We start from the raw sequence: 18,862 nt of genomic DNA, 5'->3' as shown, positions 1-18,862 counted from the left end.
GCGATGCCGGATATCGACAGGACGACGCGGCGCACGGCCACAGTGCTCGTGCTCCTGGTGGTCGCTGTCGTGGCCGTGCGGGGTCACCTGCCCGGCGTGACGCGCGCTCAGGCTCCGCCATCGTCGGATTCGCCGGCCAGTTTCGTCGCTCTCGTCGTCCTGCTCGCGGTGGCCCTGGCCGGATTCGCCTTCGCGGTGTTCACCGCGCCACGCAAGCCCGCCGACGCCGGGTCGGGTGACGGCATCGGCCGGCTCGAACTGCGCGGCCTGCGGGTCCAGCTGCGGTGGCGCTGGGTGTTGCTCGCAATCGCCCTGGTCGCGGCATGTTTGCTCGTCCTTGTCCTGATCACACGGCTGACCGCGACGCCCGTGCTGCCGGTGCCCGGGCCTGCCACGCAGACACCGGCGCCGCCCAGCTCGGTTCCCAACCGGCCGCCGGATCCCACCGGATCGGCGCCGAGTGCCTTCGGCTACCTCGCCGGGGCCACCGTGGTCCTGCTCCTGATCGTGGGGTTCGGCATCGCCAGGCAGGCCCGCCGAGCCGGGCAGCCACCGTCTGTTCCGCAGGACGGAATGCCGACGGCGCCACGGCATGCGCCGCGCGGGCCCGAAAGGCTCGCCCGCGCAGCCGAACTCGGCCTGGAAGAAATCGGCGACCTGAGCCGGGACCCGCGCGCCGCCATCATCGCCTGCTACGTCGCGATGGAGCGCGCACTGGCGCACGCACCCGGCGCGGTGCCGCTGGCCTCCGACACTCCCTCGGAGGTACTGGAGCGCGCTGTGCAGCATCACGCGTTGTCCGCCGACAGCGCAACCGAACTCGTCGAGCTCTTCACCGAGGCGAGGTTCAGCCCGCATGTGATGAACGAGGCTCACCGCGAGGCAGCGATCCAGGCGTTGCATCGGGTGTTGGCCGAACTGCGGAGCCTGGCATGAAGAAGACCGCGGTTGCCGGGCTGCTGCTGGTGGTGCTGGTAGAGATGGTCGCGGTGATCGCGCCTGACCGCCGGGTGGTGGCCTGGGGTGCCGGCGCGGCGGTAGCGGCGCTGTTGGTGACCCTCCGATGGTCGCTGCGCGACGACACAGATCCCGAAGAGTCCGATCATGCCGTCGACGATGCCGCAGAACTGTTGGCGCAGTGGAGATCTCAGACGGACCTGCTGATCCAGCGGGCCGACTCGACGCGGTTGCAGTGGGATCGGCACCTGCGGCCCCGGCTGGCAAGGGAATTCGCGGCCGCCACCGGTCATCGGCAGGCTGCGGATCCGACGGCGTTCGTCGCCACGGGCCGCATGCTGTTCGGCCCCGAGCTGTGGCAATGGGTCGATCCCGACAATGTCATCGGCACCGGAGCGGCTGCCGAGCAACCGGGGCCGGGCCGAGCGGTGCTCGACGAGATCCTGCGACGATTGGAGCGGTTATGACCGGAGTGTCCGCGCTGTCGTCGGCAGCGGCCACCGCGCAGGGGGTGCTCGACGAGATCGAACGGGTGGTGGTCGGGAAGCGGGCCGCGCTCACGCTCATCCTCACCACGCTGCTCGCCCGCGGGCACGTCCTGATCGAAGACCTGCCCGGGCTCGGCAAGACACTGATCGCCCGGTCTTTCGCGGCGGCGCTCGGGTTGGAATTCACGCGCGTGCAGTTCACACCCGACTTGTTGCCCGCCGATCTGCTGGGGTCGACGGTCTACGACATGCAGTCGGGCAGTTTCGAATTCCGGCAGGGGCCGATCTTCACAAATCTGCTGCTGGCCGACGAGATCAACCGCACCCCACCCAAGACCCAGGCCGCACTGCTGGAGGCGATGGCCGAGGGGCAGGTCAGCATCGATGGCCACACCCATCGGCTGCCTGCGCCGTTCATCGTGCTGGCAACCGACAATCCGATCGAGTACGAGGGCACCTATCCGTTACCGGAGGCGCAGCTCGACCGCTTCGCTGTCCGACTCGAACTGAACTACCTCTCCGAACAGGATGAGCTGCACATGCTGCGCCGTCGCCTCGAGCGCGGCTCGGCCGAGCACGTCGTCAACCAGATCATCGACGGGCCGCAGTTTCTCGCGATGCGCGAGGCGGTGGAGCAGGTCACCGTGCACGACGATGTGCTGCACTACGTCGTGGCCCTGGCCGCCGCCACTCGGCATCACCCGCAGGTCGCGGTGGGGGCCAGTCCGCGCGCCGAGCTGGACCTGGTGCAGCTGGCCCGCGCCAGGTCACTGTTGCTCGGCCGCGACTACGTGATTCCCGAGGACGTGAAAACGCTTGCGGTTGCTGCCATGTCACATCGGATCAGCCTGCGCCCGGAGATGTGGGTGCGCAGCATCCACGGTGCGGACGTGATGACCGAGCTGCTGCGCAGGCTGCCGGTGCCCCGCGCCGGTCACGAGCCGAGCTGACCGTGTCCGACACCGCTGTCGATGCGCAGCTGCGGTGGCGGGCTGCGCCGCTGGCCAAGTCGCTGCTCACCGTGGTGGCGGCCGTGTTGGCCGTGGCCGTGATCGGATCACGTTGGCAGCTACTGGTTTTCGCGGCGCCGATGATCGGGGTTCTGTGCTCGGTGCGCTGGCAGCGGTCGGTGGGCGCGATCCGGGTGTCCGGTGAACCCGCCGTGGTGCGGTGCTTCGAGTCGGAGCAGGCGCAGGTGTCGGTGGCGGTGACGGGAGCACCCGCCGCGCTGACGGTCACGCCGACCGCCGGGATGGAGCTGACCACCGTCGAAGGGGCCACGCGTGAGCGGCGCACGGTGCGCGGCAGCGCGCCCCGGTGGGGCCGTTATCCGGTGCGCGCCACCGTCGAGGCGACCGCTCCGGGGGGCCTGCTGGTCGGCGTCGACACGGTCGATGCCTGCGAGATATACGTTTTCCCGCGGGCCGCGCCGCAGCCGACGCCGCTGCCGCGCACCGAGTTGCCCGACCGCCTCGGCGTGCACCTGACGCGGCATACCGGTCCCGGAGTCGAGTACGCCGACGTGCGGCCTTATGTTCCGGGGGATCAGCTGCGGACGGTCAACTGGCCGGTGAGCGCACGTCGCGGCCGGTTGCACGTCACCGAACGGTTGACCGACCGCGGCGCAGACGTCGTCGTGCTGATCGACACCCACGCCCAGGCCCCCGGACCGGCCACCCAGGCAACCGAGCGCACCGCGCGCGGCGCAGCCCAGGTGGTGCAGACCGCGCTGCGCAACGGCGACCGGGCGGGCATCGTGGCGCTGGGCGGTTACCGGCCGCGCTGGCTCGGCGTCGACATCGGCAGGCGGCAGTTCTACCGCGTCCTCGACGTGGTCCTGGGCGCGGGCGACGGATTCGAGACCCTCACCGGCACCCTGGCCCCGCGCGCAGCCGTGCCGCCGGGCGCCGTCGTCGTGGCCTTCTCCACGCTGCTGAGCACCGAATTCGCGCTGGCGTTGATCGAGCTGAGCAAGCGGGGGCACGCCGTGCTCGCGGTCGACGTCCTAGAAGGTGCGCCGTTCGGCGATGATCTGGATCCCCTCGCGGGCCGGATGTGGGCACTGCAGCGGTCGGCGATGTACCGGGACATGAGCACCATCGGCATCGACGTCGTGCACTGGTCGGGCGACGGTGCCCTCGCCGACGCGATGCGACTGGTGCCCGACCGGCGCCGAACCCGACTGAGGCGGTCCTGAGGTGTCAGCGCAACCGGCCCCGCGCACTTTCTCGACGGTCTTCGGGCTGTTGATGGCCGCGGCGGTCGCTGTACCGGCCGACGGTCCGACCTTGGTGGCCGCGGCCCTGGCCGCCGTCGGGGTGCTGGCAGGACTGATCGTGAGACCGGTGAGCAGCGCCGCAGTGCTGGCGGCTGCGACCGCGCTGGCCCTGAGTGACCCGGCGCCGGCGTACGCCGCGCTGGCGGGCCTGTCGGCGACCGCCTACCTGGTGATCCGGTATGCCGTCGAGACGCCGGGTGTGGTGACGACGACCGCGCCGAGCATGGCGTGCGCGGTCGGGTTCGGCGTCGTCGTGCTCGCCGTGGCGATGGTGCCGTTGAGCGTGCGTTGGCTGCCGCTGCTGGTTCCGGTCGCGGTCGCGGTGCTCTACGTGCTGGTGGTGCGTCCGTTCGTGCATGAGTCGGCATGGGGCGCCGAGCGTCGGATGTGACGGGCGTCACTGGTCGGGAATGCTGTTCGCTCCCTTACATGTTGGGGATTTTCGCCCCGATCGGACGTACGGTCGATCGCGAATCCGATACCGCCGGTATCGGGATAACTGCCAGCTACACGAGAGGAACGACCATGTTTGCATTTGGCGCATTCGCAGCGCTCGTCCTGGTGCTCGTCGCCGCGGCCGGCCGCCCCTACCGCCAGTCCTGGCACAACCGGTTCGGCGAAACCCGCCCCTGATTCCAGCGGCCCGGTGCGGTACGAATGACGGGTGCCGTCCGCCGCTGAGCTCACCCCGAATCCCACCGTCCTGCTGCTGTCGACGTCCGACACGGACCTGATCGCGGCCCGCGCCAGCGGGGCGGGGTACCGCTGGGCCAACCCGTCGCGGCTGGTCCCCGGCGAGCTCGACGACTTGCTCGCCGGGGTGTCGGTTGCGGTCGTGCGGATTCTCGGCGGCTACCGGGCCTGGCAGGACGGCATCGACGCGGTCGTGGCCAGCGGCGTACCGACCGTCGTGGTCAGCGGCGAGCAATCCCCGGACGCCGAACTGATGGGGCATTCGTCGGTGCCGCAGGGCGTTGCGCTGCAGACCCACGTGTACCTGGCCCAGGGCGGCACGGAGAACTTGGGAAACCTGCACGCGTTCCTGTGCGACACCCTGCTGATGACCGGGTTCGGCTTCGCCCCGCCCGTCACGACGCCCAGTTGGGGCCGGCTGGACCGGCCGACCTGCCCGGGTGACGGGCCGACCATCGCGGTGCTCCACTACCGCGCACAACAACTCGCGGGCAATACCGGCTATGTCGACGCACTGTGCGCGGCCATCGAAAACGCTGGCGGCAGGCCGCTTCCGGTGTTCTGCGCCTCGCTGCGCACCGCCGAACCCGAGTTGCTCGAGCTGCTCGGCACGGCCGACGCCCTGATCACGACGGTGCTGGCCGCAGGCGGAGCAACGCCCGCAACGGTCGGGGCGGGCGGGGCCGACGATTCCTGGAGCGTGGCTCACCTTGCCGCGCTTAACATTCCGATCCTGCAGGGGCTGTGCCTGACCAGCTCACGTGAGCAGTGGTCCGCCAACGACGACGGGCTGTCGCCGTTGGATGTGGCCAGCCAGGTCGCGGTGCCCGAATTCGACGGTCGCATCATCACGGTGCCGTTCTCGTTCAAGGAGATCGACGACGAGGGCCTGATCTCGTATGTGGCCGACCCCGAGCGCTGCGCCCGGGTGGCAGGACTCGCTGTGCGGCACGCCCGACTACGCGCCATCCCGGCTGCGGAAAAGCGCGTCGCCCTGGTGTTTTCGGCCTACCCGACCAAACACGCACGGATCGGCAACGCGGTCGGCCTGGACACCCCGGCCAGCGCGGTGGCGCTGCTGCGAGCCATGCGCGCGGCCGGCTATGACCTCGGAGACGTCGACGGGATCCCCGGTGTGGCCTCCGGCGATGGGGACGCCCTGATGCACGCGCTGATCGAACGCGGCGGGCAGGACCCCGACTGGCTCACCGACGGGCAGTTGGCCGGCAACCCGATCCGCGTGCCCGCCAAGGACTATCGGGAGTGGTTCGCCACCTTGCCCGCGGAACTGGCCGACGCGGTGGTCGAGCACTGGGGTCCGCCGCCGGGGGAGCTGTTCGTCGACCGCAGCCGTGACCCCGAAGGTGAGATCGTCGTCGCGGCAATGCAATCCGGCAACGTCGTACTCATGGTGCAGCCCCCGCGCGGCTTCGGCGAGAACCCCGTGGCGATCTACCACGACCCCGACCTGCCGCCCAGTCACCACTACCTGGCCGCATACCGATGGCTGGACTCGGCGTTCCCGGGTTCGTTCAACGCCGATGTGGTGGTGCACCTGGGCAAGCACGGCAACCTGGAGTGGCTGCCCGGCAAGACCCTCGGCATGAGTGCGGCCTGCGGCACCGACGCCGCGCTCGGCGATCTGCCGCTGATCTACCCGTTCCTCGTCAACGATCCGGGGGAGGGCACCCAGGCCAAACGCCGGGCCCACGCCACCCTCGTCGACCATCTGATCCCGCCGATGGCCCGCGCGGAAAGCTACGGCGACATCGCGCGTCTGGAACAACTGCTCGACGAGCACGCCACGATCTCCGCGCTCGACCCCGGCAAGCTCCCGGCCATCCGCCAACAGATCTGGACGCTGATGCGGGCTGCCAAGATGGACCACGACCTGGGCCTGGCGGACCGCCCCGACGAGGACAGCTTCGACGACATGCTGCTGCACGTCGACGGCTGGCTGTGCGAGATCAAGGACGTGCAGATTCGCGACGGCCTGCACATCCTCGGCGAAAAACCCACGGGCGAAGGCGAACTCGACCTGGTGCTGGCCATCCTGCGGGCCCGCCAACTCTTCGGCGGTGAGCAGACCGTGCCCGGCCTTCGGCAGGCCCTCGGCCTCGTCGAGGACGGCAGCGACGAGCGGACCGCCGTCGATACCGCCGAGGCCAAGGCCCGGGAACTGGTCGGGGCGCTGCAGGCGAACGGGTGGGACGCTTCTGCGGTGGACCGCATATGTGCCGAAGCGGTGGACCGCATATGTGCCGAAGCGGTGGACACCGGGACCGACAACGCCGACGTGGCTGCCATCCTGCGGTTCGCCGCAACCGAAGTGGTGCCGCGACTGGCCGCCACGGCCAATGAGGTCGACCAGATACTGCGGGCCCTGTCCGGCGGGTTCATCGAATCCGGGCCGTCGGGCTCGCCGCTGCGTGGGCTGGTCAACGTGCTGCCCACCGGACGCAACTTCTACTCGGTCGATCCCAAGGCGGTGCCGTCCCGGCTGGCCTGGGAAACCGGTGTGGCGATGGCGGATTCGTTGCTGGCCCGCTACCACGAGGACCATGGCCGCTGGCCGGCCTCGGTGGGATTGTCGGTGTGGGGCACCTCGGCCATGCGTACCGCCGGTGACGACATCGCCGAAGTGCTTGCGCTGCTGGGTGTTCGGCCGGTATGGGACGACGCATCCCGCCGCGTGGTGAGCCTGGAGCCGATGGCCCTGACCGAACTGGGCAGGCCCCGCATCGACGTCACGGTCCGCATCTCCGGCTTCTTCCGGGACGCCTTCCCGCACGTGGTCACCATGCTCGACGATGCCGTCGCGCTGGTCGCCGGTCTCGACGAACCCGCGCAGGACAACTATGTGCGCGCCCACGCGCAAGCCGACCTGGCCCAGCACGGTGACCAAAGGCGCGCCACCACACGGATTTTCGGCTCCAAGCCGGGAACATACGGCGCGGGCCTGCTGCAGCTGATCGACAGCCGCAACTGGCGCGACGACGCGGACCTCGCCGAGGTCTACACGGCCTGGGGCGGATTCGCCTACGGCCGCGATCTGGACGGCAGGCCCGCCGCGGACGACATGAACCGGGCGTACCGGCGTATCGCCGTGGCAGCCAAGAACACCGACACCCGCGAACACGACATCGCCGATTCCGACGACTACTTCCAGTACCACGGCGGCATGGTGGCCACGGTGCGCGCGCTGACCGGCAGCGCTCCCGCCGCCTACATCGGCGACAACACCCGGCCCGACGCCGTGCGCACCCGCACCCTCAACGAGGAGACCACGCGGGTGTTCCGGGCCCGCGTGGTCAACCCTCGCTGGATCACCGCGATGCGCAGGCACGGCTACAAGGGTGCGTTCGAGATGGCCGCCACGGTCGACTACCTGTTCGGCTACGACGCCACCGCGCACGTCATGGCTGACTGGATGTACGAGCGGCTGTCCGCCGAGTACGTGCTCGACGACGAGAACCGCAAGTTCATGGCCGAATCCAACCCGTGGGCGCTGCACGGCATCGCCGAGCGACTGCTGGAGGCCGCGGGCCGCGGGATGTGGGAAAAGCCCGAGCAGGCGACCCTCGACGGATTGCGGCAGGTGCTGCTCGAAACCGAGGGCGAGCTGGAAGGCTGAGCCCCGGCTACATTGGGCGCATGTCCGTGACGTTCGCCGATGTTGCCAAGGCGCAGTACATCTTGCTGACTACGTTCACCAAGGACGGCAGGCCCAAGCCGACCCCCATCTGGGCCGCACCCGTCGGAGACCGGCTGCTGGTGATCACCCAGGAGAAGTCCTGGAAGGTCAAGCGCATCCGCAATACCCCGCGGGTCACCCTCGCCGCGTGCGACGCCCGGGGCAACCCCAAGAGCGAGGCGGTCGAGGCGACGGCCCGGATCCTGGACAAGACCCACAACGGCGCCACCTACGACGCGATCGGGAAGCGCTACGGGTTGATCGGCAAGGCATTCAACGTCTTCTCGAAGCTGCGCGGGGGCATGAAGAACAACGTTTCGATCGAGCTGAAAGCGGTGAATCAGACCGACGATGCCCAGCTTTGATGACGTATACCGCGAGAAATACCTGCTTCTGACCACATTCACCAAGGACGGCAAGCCCAAACCGACGCCGGTGTGGGGCGTGCCCGACGGCGACAAGCTGCTGATCATCACCGACGACGGCTCCTGGAAGACCCGGCGCATCAAGAACACGCCGCGCGTGACCATTCAGAAGTGCGGTGTGCTCGGCAAGGTCAAGGGTGAACCCGTCGAGGCGGTTGCCCGGATGTTGCCGAAGTCCGATACGCGCCGCGTGTTCGACAAGATCATCACGCGGTACTGGAACCACGCGTGGTACTTCATTCCGCAGGCACTGCTGCGCGGCGGTATCGACAAGGTGCACGCCGCGATCGAGGTACAGGCCGCGCCTGCCTGATTCCGGCGGGACGGAACCCGTCGGCGCCTCGATACGTTGAACAGACATGGCAAAGCGGCTGTTCGGCATCTACGCACTGGTCGAGATGGCGGTGATCATCGCCCTCGTGGCCACCATCGGCTTCGGCTGGACCGTGCTGTTGCTGGTGGCCACCTTCGTCGTGGGGTTGGCGCTGGCGGGTTCGCAGCTGAACCGGCAGCTCCGCCGGTTGCGCTCCGGGTTCACCGACGCGTCCGCACCCGCCGACAGCCTGCTGGTCGCGCTGGGCACCGTGCTGGTGGTGATTCCCGGCCTGGCGAGCTCGGTGCTGGGAGTGCTGTTGCTGTTACCGCCGACAAGGGCTGCGGCACGTCCGGCGCTGACGGCGATGGCGGCCAAGCGGATACCGATCGTCACAGTCGGGGCACCCGGCTTCACGTGGCCCACCGGTGCCGCCGCCTCCTACCGCGGTCGTGGCGACTACATTGACGGCGAAGTCATCGACGGTGACGTCACCGACTTCCAACCCGAACCGCACCGTCTGCCTCCCACGGCCTAGCCCCACACCCCACCAGCCTTTGACCACACTCCTGATCAACGGGCGGATCCATAGTCCAGCCCATCCCGACGCCACCGCCTTCGCCGTGCGCGACGGCGTCATCGCATGGCTCGGCAGCAACGACGTCGGCCGGCTGCAATTCCCCGACGCCCGCGTCGTCGACCTCGACGGCGGGTTCGTCGCTCCGGCGTTCGTCGACAGTCACGTCCATCTCACCGCCACGGGGCTCAACCTCGACGGTCTGGACCTGCGCCCGGCCACCTCACTGGCCGAGTGTCTGCGGCTGCTCGGCGAGCATGCGCGCCGGCACCCGGAGGGCCCGGTGTGGGGCCACGGCTGGGACGAGTCGGGCTGGCCCGAACGGACCCCGCCGACCACTGCGGACCTGGACGCCGTGCTGGGCGGCCGCCCCGCTTACCTGGCCCGGGTCGACGTGCATTCGGCAGCCGCCAGCAGCGCGTTGCGCGCCCTGGTGCCCGGGCTGGCCGACGCGGCGGGATTCGATCCGCAACGCCCGCTCAGCGCTGACGCCCACCATCTGGTCCGCGCCGCGGCCCGCGAGCGCCTCACGCCCGCCCAGCGGCACGCCGCCCGGCTCGCGGCCCTCGACCACGCCGCCGGCCACGGTATCGCCGCCGTTCACGAATGCGCCGGCCCCGAGATCGGCGGCCTCGACGATTGGCTGGACCTGCGCCGACTCGACCACGGCGTCGAGATCGTCGGGTACTGGGGCGAAGCCGTCACCGACGCCGCCCAGGCCAGAACGCTGATCAACGAGACCGGCGTCCGCGGGCTGGCGGGTGACCTGTTCATCGACGGCGCCCTCGGATCACGCACCGCGCGACTGCACGAGCCGTACGCCGATGCACCCGACACCTGCGGCAACTCCTACCTGGACGCCGACACCATCGCCTCGCACCTGCGCGCATGCACCGAGGCGGGCATCACCGCCGGATTCCACGTCATCGGTGACGCCGCCGTCACCGCCGTCGTCGACGCGCTGGCGACCGTCGTCGACGCGTTCGGGGCACCTGCGGTCGCGCGCTGCGGGCATCGGCTGGAACATCTGGAGATGGTCAGCCCGGCCCAGGCCGCCCAGCTCGGATCGTGGGGCGTCATCGCCAGCATGCAGCCCAACTTCGACGCGCTGTGGGGCGGCGAGGACGGTATGTACGCTCAGCGCCTCGGGCCTGACCGAGTCCATCGGCTCAACCCGTTTGCGCTGTTAGCATCCGAAGGCGTGCCCCTCGCGTTCGGCTCCGACACCCCGGTCACCAGCATGAACCCCTGGCAGACCGTGCGCGCGGCCGTCGAACACCGCACCCCGGGCAGCGCAGTGTCCCCGCGCGCCGCGTTCGCCGCGGCCACCCGTGGCGGCTGGCGGGCCGGCGGGGTGCGCGACGGCGTCACCGGCACCCTGGTCCCGGGCGCGGTGGCCAGCTATGCGATCTGGGATGCCGACAATTTGGAGGTCAGCGCCCCGACGAACGCCGTGCAGCGCTGGTCCACCGATCCGCGGTCGCGGGTGCCCGCGCTGCCGCGGCTGGCTGCCGGAGCCGAGCTGCCGAGGTGCCGACAAACCGTTCATCGGGGTGTCGTCATCCATGGCTAGCGAACGCCATCGGTTCGAACGGTTGCGTGCCCGGCCACACGACGTCACCGAGGTGCTCCCGGCGGTCGCCGACGAGGATGACGACCTCGAGAGCGATTTCGAAGACGACGACGAAGACGGTCCCGGGCTCGACGAAAACGTCGAGATCGACGATTCCGACGCGGGCACCGACTCGCCCACGCCACCGCCGGACCGCCTCGCCGCGCTGACCGCGTGGGGGCGCCGGTTCGGCCGCGCCACCTTCGACCGCTGGGCGCAGCTCGGTGCCACCGTCGGAGGCGGACTGTTGCTGTGGGCGAGTTTCCCGCCCGTGGGCTGGTGGGCAACGGCGTTCGCGGGGCTGGCGCTGCTGGGCTGGGTACTGACGCTGCCGTCCACCACCCGCGCCGGTGGTTTCGGCTACGGATTCTTGTTCGGGCTGGCGTTCTATATTCCGCTGCTGCCATGGATCAGCGGCTTGGTCGGTCCCGTGCCGTGGCTGGCACTCGCGGCGCTGCAGGCGGTGTTCTGCGGCGTGTTCGGGGTGTTGGCCGTCATGGTCCGGCAGTTGCCGGGCTGGCCGGTGTGGCTCGCTGCGGTGTGGGTCGCCGCGGAATGGCTCAAGTCGACCGTGCCGTTCGGCGGATTCCCGTGGGGCGTGGTCGGGTTCGGGCAGTCGAACGGCCCGCTGTTGCCCATCGCGCGGGTGGGCGGGGCCCCGCTGGTGTCGTTCGCTGTCGCTTTGGCCGCATTCAGCCTGACCCTGGTGGCGTGCGAGATCGTCCAGTGGTGGCACCACGGCCACAAGCCCGGCGTGCCGCCCCCGGCGGTCGTGCTCCCCGGCGTGTGTGTGTCCGTGGTGCTGTTGGGCACCGCGGTGTTGTGGCCGCAGGTGCGGCATTCCGCTGTCGGCGTCGCCGACGAACCATCCGTGACAGTCGCCGCGGTGCAGGGCAATGTTCCCCGGCTGGGCCTGGAGTTCAACGCGCAACGGCGTGCGGTGCTCGACAACCACGTTCACGAGACCGGGGAGCTGGCCGACGACGTCCGGGCAGGCCGGGCCGCGCAGCCGATGTTCGTCATCTGGCCGGAGAATTCCTCTGACATCGACCCGCTGGCCAACGCCGACGCCGCCGCGCAGATCAGCGCAGCGGCCGACGCGATCAAGGCGCCGATCCTCGTCGGCGGCGTCGTCAAAGCCGACGGCTACACGCCGGACAACCCTGTCGCCAACAACACCGTGATCGTGTGGGACCCGGCCACCGGTCCCGGTGAACGCCACGACAAGCAGATCGTGCAACCGTTCGGCGAATATCTGCCGTGGCGCGGTTTCTTCCGGCACCTGTCGTCGTACGCCGATCGCGCCGGCTATTTCGTCCCGGGTACCGGCGACGGTGTCGTGCACGCCGCGGGCGTACCCATCGGGGTCACCACGTGCTGGGAGGTGATCTTCGACCGGGCAGCCCGCGAATCGGTCCTCAACGGGGCTCAGGTGCTGGCGGTGCCGACCAACAACGCCACGTTCGACGCGACCATGAGCTCCCAGCAGCTGGCGTTCGCCAAGCTGCGGGCCGTCGAACACGACCGCTACGTGGTGGTCGCGGGCACCACCGGCATCAGCGCTGTGATCGCGCCCGACGGGCGTGAGCTGGCCCGCACCGAATGGTTCCAGCCGGCGTATCTGGACAGCCAGATCCGCCTCAAGTCCGACCTGACAGCAGCCACCCGGTGGGGTCCCGCCGTGCAAGCGGTGCTGGTCGTGGCCGGTTTCGGGGCCGCTGTTGCGGCGGCGGTCATCGGGATACGGCAAAATGGCGGGTTCGTGCCAAGAATGTTCCGGCGCCGGAAGGCGAACGCCGGCGACGATGAAGGAGTCACATGACAGTCCCCGGTGACGGAGCGAGCTCGGGGGAGACCCCTGGCCAGGACGATGCCACCCCCAGCCGGCGCACCTTGGTCATCATCCCCACCTACAACGAGCGGGAGAACCTGCCGTTGATCGTCGGGCGGGTCCACCGCGCCCGGCCAGACGTGCACGTGCTGATCGTCGACGACGGCAGCCCCGACGGCACCGGAGAGCTGGCCGATGAGCTGGCCCTGGCCGATCCGGACCGCGTGCATGTCATGCACCGCACCAGCAAGGCCGGCCTGGGCGCGGCGTATCTCGCCGGATTCGCGTGGGGCCTGGGCCGGGGCTACTCGGTGCTCGTGGAGATGGATGCCGACGGCAGCCACGCGCCCGAGGAGCTCTACCGGCTGCTCGACGCCGTCGACGCGGGTGCCGACCTGGCCATCGGCTCGCGCTACGTCACCGGTGGCACGGTGCGCAACTGGCCGCGCCGCCGGCTGGTGCTGTCCAAGACCGCCAACACCTATTCACGCTTCCTGCTGGGCGTGGGCATCCACGACATCACCGCCGGATACCGCGCCTACCGGCGCGAAGTGCTGGAGAAGATCGATCTCTCCGCGGTGGATTCCAAGGGCTACTGCTTCCAGATCGACCTGACGTGGCGGGCCATCAACAACGGCTTCAGCGTCGTCGAGGTGCCCATCACCTTCACCGAACGTGAGCTTGGCGTCTCGAAGATGAGCGGATCCAACATCCGCGAGGCGATGTTCAAGGTCGCCGAGTGGGGCCTCAAGGGCCGCCTGGACCGTGCCCGCGGAGCATCGAGCTGACAAAAAAGTAGCGAGGGTGCACCGAAGCGCACCCTCGCTCACTTGTCAGCGGTGTCAGCTGCCGCGACGCTTGGTCTTGATCAGGTCGAGACGTTCCTTGAGCAGTTCTTCGAGCTCCTCGACCGAACGGCGCTCCAGCAGCATGTCCCAGTGGGTGCGGGGCGGCTTGACCTTCTTGGGTTCAGGCACGTCACCCTCGATGAGGGTGCCCTCCATACCGTTACGGCACAGCCAGGTGCCGGGGATCTCTGCATCGTCGGCAAACGGCACGTCGAACTCTTCGCCGTTGTCGGTGCGGTAGCGCGCGACCTGACGCGGCGCCAGATCATGGTTGCGGTCAGTCTCGTAGCTCACGGCTCCGAGCCGACTGCCTCTCAGGACACGATCAGCCATCGTCAACACTCCTCGTTCACGCGAAATTATCCGGATGTATCAACGCTTGATGGCGTTGCCAGGTTCCCGACTCAACCGTCGATGATACCCCGATCACAAGAGGCGGCCGTCTACAGTCGGGAGCCATGGCCACCGGAATCGCCCGACGTCATCGTCCGCAGCCGTGCCGGTGGTGCGGACGTGAGGTAGCCGATGCCGGGATGGGGCGGCGGCGTCAGTACTGCCGACAGTCTTGCCGCCAGCGGGCCTACGAACAGCGTGCGCTGGTGAAGGGCACCTCCCTGGCGCCGGATTCGGTGGTGCTCACCGCCGAGGAGGCCGCCCAACTGTCCGACCGCGTGTACCAGGTCCGGTGCGCGGCCGAGGACCTGGCCACCGCGGTCGACGAGGGAGCCGCCACCGACGAACTGCGGCAGCTGTGCGACGCGCTGATGGTGGCCGCCAAGGCGGCCGACGGCTGGCGTTAGGTCGGGCAGCTGAACTGTCGGCCGATGCCGACCGCCGGAGGTGTCGGCTTCAGGCAGCCGAGCGGTTCCACACCCGCTTGGCTCACCCGCATCCCAGACTGGTGTGCGTAGTCGACGCAGACCAGAGCGGTGTTGTCGGCGCGGCAGCGGTAGTCGCCGAACGCGATCGATCCACCGGTGGGCAACTTGGCCCCGTCGCCGTAGGTGAACCGGCCAGGGTCACCGTGCAGCGAGCCGACTTCCAGCGTCGGCCCCGTGAAGTCCACCCATCCCGCGATCCACTCGCCCTCCACGTCCGACGGCTTGGCGGGCAGGCCGTCGGTCTTGACCAGACAGGCCAGCTGCCCGTTGACCAGCTTGTCGGTCGCACACTTGCCCGCCGTCGTGACGAACGCGACATCGTCACCGAGGTTCGTGGTCTCACCGCCACGCGTGGCGGTGTGGAATCCGGCCGGATCCGCCTGCGGCCCCGCCTCGACCCACCGAATCACCTGGGACATCGGGGTACCGGCGGGTGGCGCCGCGGTCGGCACCGGCGGGGTTGTCGTCGTCGGCGTCGGTTTGGCGCTGGACGGCTGCGCTGAGCTGGTCGGCACCGACAATCGGTCCTGCGACGTCGGCGTACTCTCCCCGCCGCCCCCGGTCGAGCACGCTGCCAGCAGCGCAGACGCCGCGATGATCACAGCAATCCGCATCCCGTCAGGCTAGCGGTACCCGGTGCGTCTGCCGCCCAGGCGCGGCGCGCAGCGGTGATGTTCGCTACCGTCGGGCTCATGCACGAACGGACCGTCCGGGCAACGATCAGGACCGGCATCGTGGAAGGTTTCACCCGTGACGGGGTGCACCGGTGGCGTTCGATCCCGTACGCCAGGCCGCCCGTGGGTCCGCTGCGGTTTCGTGCCCCGCAGCCCGCCGAACCGTGGCCCGGCGTGCGCTATTGCCACGAGTTCGGCAACTGCGCGCCGCAGCAGCGCCGCTACACCATGCTCGGAGTTGGCAAATATCAGGCGATGAGCGAGGACTGCCTGACGCTCAACGTCGTCGCACCTGAAAACCCGCACCCCGACCCTCTGCCGGTGATGTTCTTCGTGCACGGCGGCGGCTACATCATGGGCAGTTCGGCCACGCCGCTCTACGACGGGGCGGCCCTGGCCCGGCGCGGCTGCGTGTACGTGTCGGTCAACTACCGGCTCGGGGTGCTCGGCTGCATGGACCTGTCGGCGCTGTCCACGCGCGAACACCCGTTTGAGGACAACCTGTTCCTGCGTGATCTGGTGCTGGCACTGCAGTGGGTCCGCGACAACATCGCGGCGTTCGGTGGCGATCCGCACAACGTGACGATCTTCGGGGAGAGCGCAGGCGCGCAGGCCGTCGCCACCCTGTTGGCGGTTCCTGCGGCCAAGGATCTGTTCGCGCAGGCGATCTCGGAAAGCCCGGCCAGTGGGATGGTCAGCACCGCCACCGGAGCGGCCCGGCTCGCCGAGCAGTTCGCGGAACTGATCGGCGGCGCCGCCGCCATCCACGCGGCCCGGCCGGCGGCGCTGGGAAAGGCGTTGGAGCGGCTGATCTCCCGGGGCATGACGGACATGCCCGGCGCGTTTCCGGTCGGCCCGACCAGCGGTACCGAATACCTGCCCGCCGATCCGGTGGAGGCCATGGCCGACGGCACCGCGCACCGGCTGCCGTTGATCGTCGGCAACAACGCCGAGGAAGGCCGGTTGTTCACCCGGTTCCTGCCGCTGCTGCCCACCAACGAGCCGATGATCGAGAAGTTGTTTGCCAGCGCCGAGCCGCAACACCGAGACCGCATCCTGGCCGCGTACCCGCACTATCCCAGCGACGCGGCCTGTATACAGCTCGGTGGTGACTTCGCCTTCGGGTCGGCCACCTGGCAGATCGCCGAGGCGCACAGCCGGCATGCACCCACGTACGTGTACCGCTACGACTACGCCCCGCGAACGCTGCGCTGGACGGGCTTCGGGGCCACGCACGCGATGGAACTGCTGGCTGTATTCGACACGTACCGAACGACATACGGCTCGGTGCTGACGGCGGTGGCCGACCAGCGGTCGGCCCGCAGAGTGTGCCGGGACGTGCAGTCGCGGTGGCGTGCCTTCTCGCGGTCGGGGGTCCCGGGGGATGGGTGGCCGACCTACGTTGCCGACAAGCGTGCGGTATTGGTATTCGACCGGATGTCTCGTGTCGAGTTCGACCCTGCCGCAGAACGACGTCAGGCGTGGGAAGGCTTTTCGCTGGCGGGCCGCTGAGTCTGCGCGATCCGCTGCGCACATGGTGCCGAATGTGGTTCCGTGGTCGCGTGAGTTACCCCCTGGATCCGCTGTCCGCTGACGAGTTCACCGCGGCGGCAGCGATATTGCGGCGTGAACATGGTGTGGGCGACGGCTGGCGCATCGCATCCGTGGAGCTCATCGAGCCGTCGAAAGCAGAGTTGGCGGCGTTCGACAATGGCGGGCCGACGCCACCGCGACGTGCCGTGGTGATCTGCCTGAACCGGGCCGAGAACGCGACCTACAAGTCGGCGGTCTCGCTGACGGGCGACAAGGTCGAGTCGTTCGACCATGTCCCAGGGGTGCAGGCCAACTTCACCGTCGACGAGTTCACCGAGTGCGACCAGGCATTGCGTAACCACCCCGACGTGATCGCGGCACTGGCCAAGCGGGGTATCACCAACATGGACAACGTGTTCATGGACACCTGGACCTACGGCGACGCCGTGGCCCCGCCGGAGTACCGCGACCGCCGCATCGGCTGGTCGGACACCTGGTACAAGGAAACGGAAGGGGCCAATCCCTACGCACATCCGGTCAGCGGCCTGCACTGCGTGATCGACCTCAACACCATGGAGTTGCTGCGCATCGAGGACGACGGCAGCAGCGAAAAGCCCGCTGTGATGGGCGAATACGTGCCCCGGCACATCCCCGAGCGCATTCGTGCGGCGTCCACGCGCGAGCCGTTGAAGCCGCTGAACATCACGCAGCCGGAGGGGCCGTCGTTCACGCTCGACGGCAATCTGCTCAAGTGGCAGAACTGGTCGTTGCGGGTGGGTTTCAACCACCGCGAGGGAATGACCCTGCACACCGTGCGCTACCGCGACGGCGATACGGAACGGTCGGTGGCGCACCGGATGTCGTTCGCGGAGATGGTGGTGCCGTACCGCGACCCGTCGGTGGACCACTACCGGCGCACCGCGTTCGACATCGGCGAGTGGGGCCTTGGTTTCATGACCACGTCGCTGGAATTGGGTTGCGACTGCCTCGGGGAGATCCGCTACCTCGATGCGGTGTTGCACAACAGCAAGGGCGAGCCCTACACCATCAAGAACGCCGTGTGCATCCACGAGGAAGACAACGCCGTGCTGTGGAAGCACGTCGACCACGACGCAGGCGCCGAAGTGCGCCGTATGCGCAGGCTCACGGTGTCGTCACACGTCACGGTCGCCAACTACGAATACCTGGTGTACTGGCGGTTCTACCAGGACGGCAACATCGAGTGCGAGGTCCGGGCCACGGGAATCATGGTGACCACGCCGGTGGCCCCCGGCCAGCCGCATCCCAACGGCACCCTGGTCGACGAGCGCACCTATGCGCCGTACCACCAGCACTTCCTCATCGCCCGACTGGATCTCGACATCGACGGCAGCGACAACACGGTGTACATGACCGAGTCGTACGCCGAACCGATGGGCCCGGACAACCCGCTCGGACTGTCGCTGGTGACCCGCAACCAGCCGCTGCGCACCGAGGAGGAGGGCAAGCAGGACACCAACTTCGCCACGCAGCGGGCCTGGAAGGTGGTGAACACCAACGTCACCAACGGCCTGGGCACCCATCCGTCCTACAAACTCGTTCCCACCGGGGCATTCCCGGCCATGTTCGACCCGGCGTCACCAGTCTTCCAGCGCGCGACCATCATCGGGCACACCCTGTGGGTGACCCCGAACAGTCCCGAGGAGCGTTGGCCGGCAGGCGAATTCGTCAACCAGTCGGCGGCCGACACCGGGATCGCGGAGTGGACGAAGGGTAACCGGTCGATCGAGAACACGGATGTGGTGCTGTGGTACGTCTTCGGCATCCACCACATCACCCGCCCCGAGGACTGGCCGATCATGCCGGTGGACATCGTGTCGTTCTGGCTCAAGCCCTACGGCTTCTTCGACCGCAACCCGTCGCTCGACGTTCCGCCGACCCCACCGGCCGCCTGCGAGCACACCGACGCCAAGGCCGCCCACCACTAGCCCCGTTTGTTTCGCCGAGCGTGCGTAGTAAGTGAGCTATGGCGCGTGTTGATGGGAGTTACGGCGACGTCCTCCTGCTGTTTTTGAAGGG

The 18,862-nt window shown here is 68.9% G+C and carries 16 protein-coding genes and 1 pseudogene; 15 read left to right on the top strand and 2 right to left on the bottom strand.

What is annotated here, in order from left to right:
• Positions 1 to 3: 3 nt before the first annotated feature.
• The 12 genes and pseudogenes from A5784_RS37100 to A5784_RS37040 form a co-directional block, all read left to right on the top strand.
• Positions 4 to 936, top strand: a complete 933-nt coding sequence (locus A5784_RS37100) for a DUF4129 domain-containing protein (protein WP_064949881.1) — start codon at positions 4 to 6, stop codon at positions 934 to 936.
• Positions 933 to 1,424, top strand: coding sequence for a hypothetical protein (locus A5784_RS37095; protein WP_064949845.1), 492 nt, complete (start codon positions 933 to 935; stop codon positions 1,422 to 1,424). The genes A5784_RS37100 and A5784_RS37095 overlap by 4 nt, the downstream gene beginning before the upstream one ends.
• Entirely contained in the window at positions 1,421 to 2,395 is a 975-nt protein-coding gene (locus tag A5784_RS37090) for an AAA family ATPase (RefSeq protein ID WP_064949844.1), read from the top strand. Before A5784_RS37095 ends, A5784_RS37090 begins: the two co-directional genes overlap by 4 nt.
• Positions 2,392 to 3,642, top strand: coding sequence for a DUF58 domain-containing protein (locus tag A5784_RS37085; protein ID WP_232006405.1), 1,251 nt, complete (start codon positions 2,392 to 2,394; stop codon positions 3,640 to 3,642). Before A5784_RS37090 ends, A5784_RS37085 begins: the two co-directional genes overlap by 4 nt.
• A 1-nt stretch (position 3,643) precedes the next feature.
• Entirely contained in the window at positions 3,644 to 4,114 is a 471-nt protein-coding gene (locus tag A5784_RS37080; protein ID WP_232006401.1) for a hypothetical protein, read from the top strand.
• A 273-nt stretch (positions 4,115 to 4,387) separates the two neighbouring features.
• Positions 4,388 to 8,050: a cobaltochelatase subunit CobN gene (gene cobN / locus A5784_RS37070; RefSeq protein WP_064949841.1), complete on the top strand. Its 3,663-nt coding sequence runs from the start codon at positions 4,388 to 4,390 to the stop codon at positions 8,048 to 8,050.
• Between the two features lie 20 nt (positions 8,051 to 8,070).
• Positions 8,071 to 8,475 (top strand): PPOX class F420-dependent oxidoreductase, encoded by a 405-nt coding sequence (locus tag A5784_RS37065; RefSeq protein ID WP_062830474.1) that lies wholly within the window; start codon positions 8,071 to 8,073, stop codon positions 8,473 to 8,475.
• The gene (locus tag A5784_RS37060) at positions 8,462 to 8,848 is read left to right on the top strand and encodes a PPOX class F420-dependent oxidoreductase (protein WP_064949840.1); all 387 of its coding nucleotides are present in this window, start codon (positions 8,462 to 8,464) and stop codon (positions 8,846 to 8,848) included. The genes A5784_RS37065 and A5784_RS37060 overlap by 14 nt, the downstream gene beginning before the upstream one ends.
• A 46-nt stretch (positions 8,849 to 8,894) precedes the next feature.
• Complete coding sequence (locus A5784_RS37055; RefSeq protein WP_064949839.1) at positions 8,895 to 9,386, top strand: FxsA family protein; 492 nt, start codon at positions 8,895 to 8,897, stop codon at positions 9,384 to 9,386.
• 19 nt (positions 9,387 to 9,405) lie between these two features.
• Positions 9,406 to 10,998 (top strand): amidohydrolase, encoded by a 1,593-nt coding sequence (locus tag A5784_RS37050; RefSeq protein WP_064949838.1) that lies wholly within the window; start codon positions 9,406 to 9,408, stop codon positions 10,996 to 10,998.
• Positions 10,991 to 12,859: an apolipoprotein N-acyltransferase gene (gene lnt, locus A5784_RS37045; protein WP_156750982.1), complete on the top strand. Its 1,869-nt coding sequence runs from the start codon at positions 10,991 to 10,993 to the stop codon at positions 12,857 to 12,859. The genes A5784_RS37050 and lnt overlap by 8 nt, the downstream gene beginning before the upstream one ends.
• A 56-nt stretch (positions 12,860 to 12,915) precedes the next feature.
• A pseudogene (locus A5784_RS37040) lies at positions 12,916 to 13,638 on the top strand (polyprenol monophosphomannose synthase); the annotation flags it as partial.
• Positions 13,639 to 13,710: 72 nt separating this feature from the next.
• Here A5784_RS37040 and rbpA read toward each other — a convergent pair.
• On the bottom strand, positions 13,711 to 14,049 hold the full coding sequence (gene rbpA, locus A5784_RS37035) for an RNA polymerase-binding protein RbpA (RefSeq protein WP_026356597.1): 339 nt from the start codon (positions 14,047 to 14,049) through the stop codon (positions 13,711 to 13,713).
• Positions 14,050 to 14,186: 137 nt separating this feature from the next.
• Between rbpA and A5784_RS37030 the strand changes: the two genes are divergently transcribed.
• On the top strand, positions 14,187 to 14,516 hold the full coding sequence (locus A5784_RS37030; protein WP_197514999.1) for a hypothetical protein: 330 nt from the start codon (positions 14,187 to 14,189) through the stop codon (positions 14,514 to 14,516).
• Here A5784_RS37030 and A5784_RS37025 read toward each other — a convergent pair.
• Complete coding sequence (locus tag A5784_RS37025) at positions 14,513 to 15,211, bottom strand: hypothetical protein (RefSeq protein WP_064949835.1); 699 nt, start codon at positions 15,209 to 15,211, stop codon at positions 14,513 to 14,515. The two genes, A5784_RS37030 and A5784_RS37025, sit on opposite strands and share 4 nt — an antisense overlap.
• A 78-nt stretch (positions 15,212 to 15,289) precedes the next feature.
• Between A5784_RS37025 and A5784_RS37020 the strand changes: the two genes are divergently transcribed.
• Together A5784_RS37020 and A5784_RS37015 are read left to right on the top strand one after the other, a co-directional pair.
• Positions 15,290 to 16,783, top strand: a complete 1,494-nt coding sequence (locus A5784_RS37020) for a carboxylesterase/lipase family protein (protein WP_064949878.1) — start codon at positions 15,290 to 15,292, stop codon at positions 16,781 to 16,783.
• A gap of 32 nt (positions 16,784 to 16,815) precedes the next feature.
• The gene (locus A5784_RS37015; protein WP_064949877.1) at positions 16,816 to 18,771 is read left to right on the top strand and encodes a primary-amine oxidase; all 1,956 of its coding nucleotides are present in this window, start codon (positions 16,816 to 16,818) and stop codon (positions 18,769 to 18,771) included.
• The last annotated feature ends 91 nt before the right edge of the window (positions 18,772 to 18,862 follow it).

Origin of the sequence: Mycobacterium sp. 852013-50091_SCH5140682 (assembly GCF_001665685.1) — a bacterium.
Classification (GTDB): domain Bacteria; phylum Actinomycetota; class Actinomycetes; order Mycobacteriales; family Mycobacteriaceae; genus Mycobacterium.
Note: the sequence above shows the minus strand (reverse complement) of the source record. Positions and strands in the feature narration are given on the sequence as shown.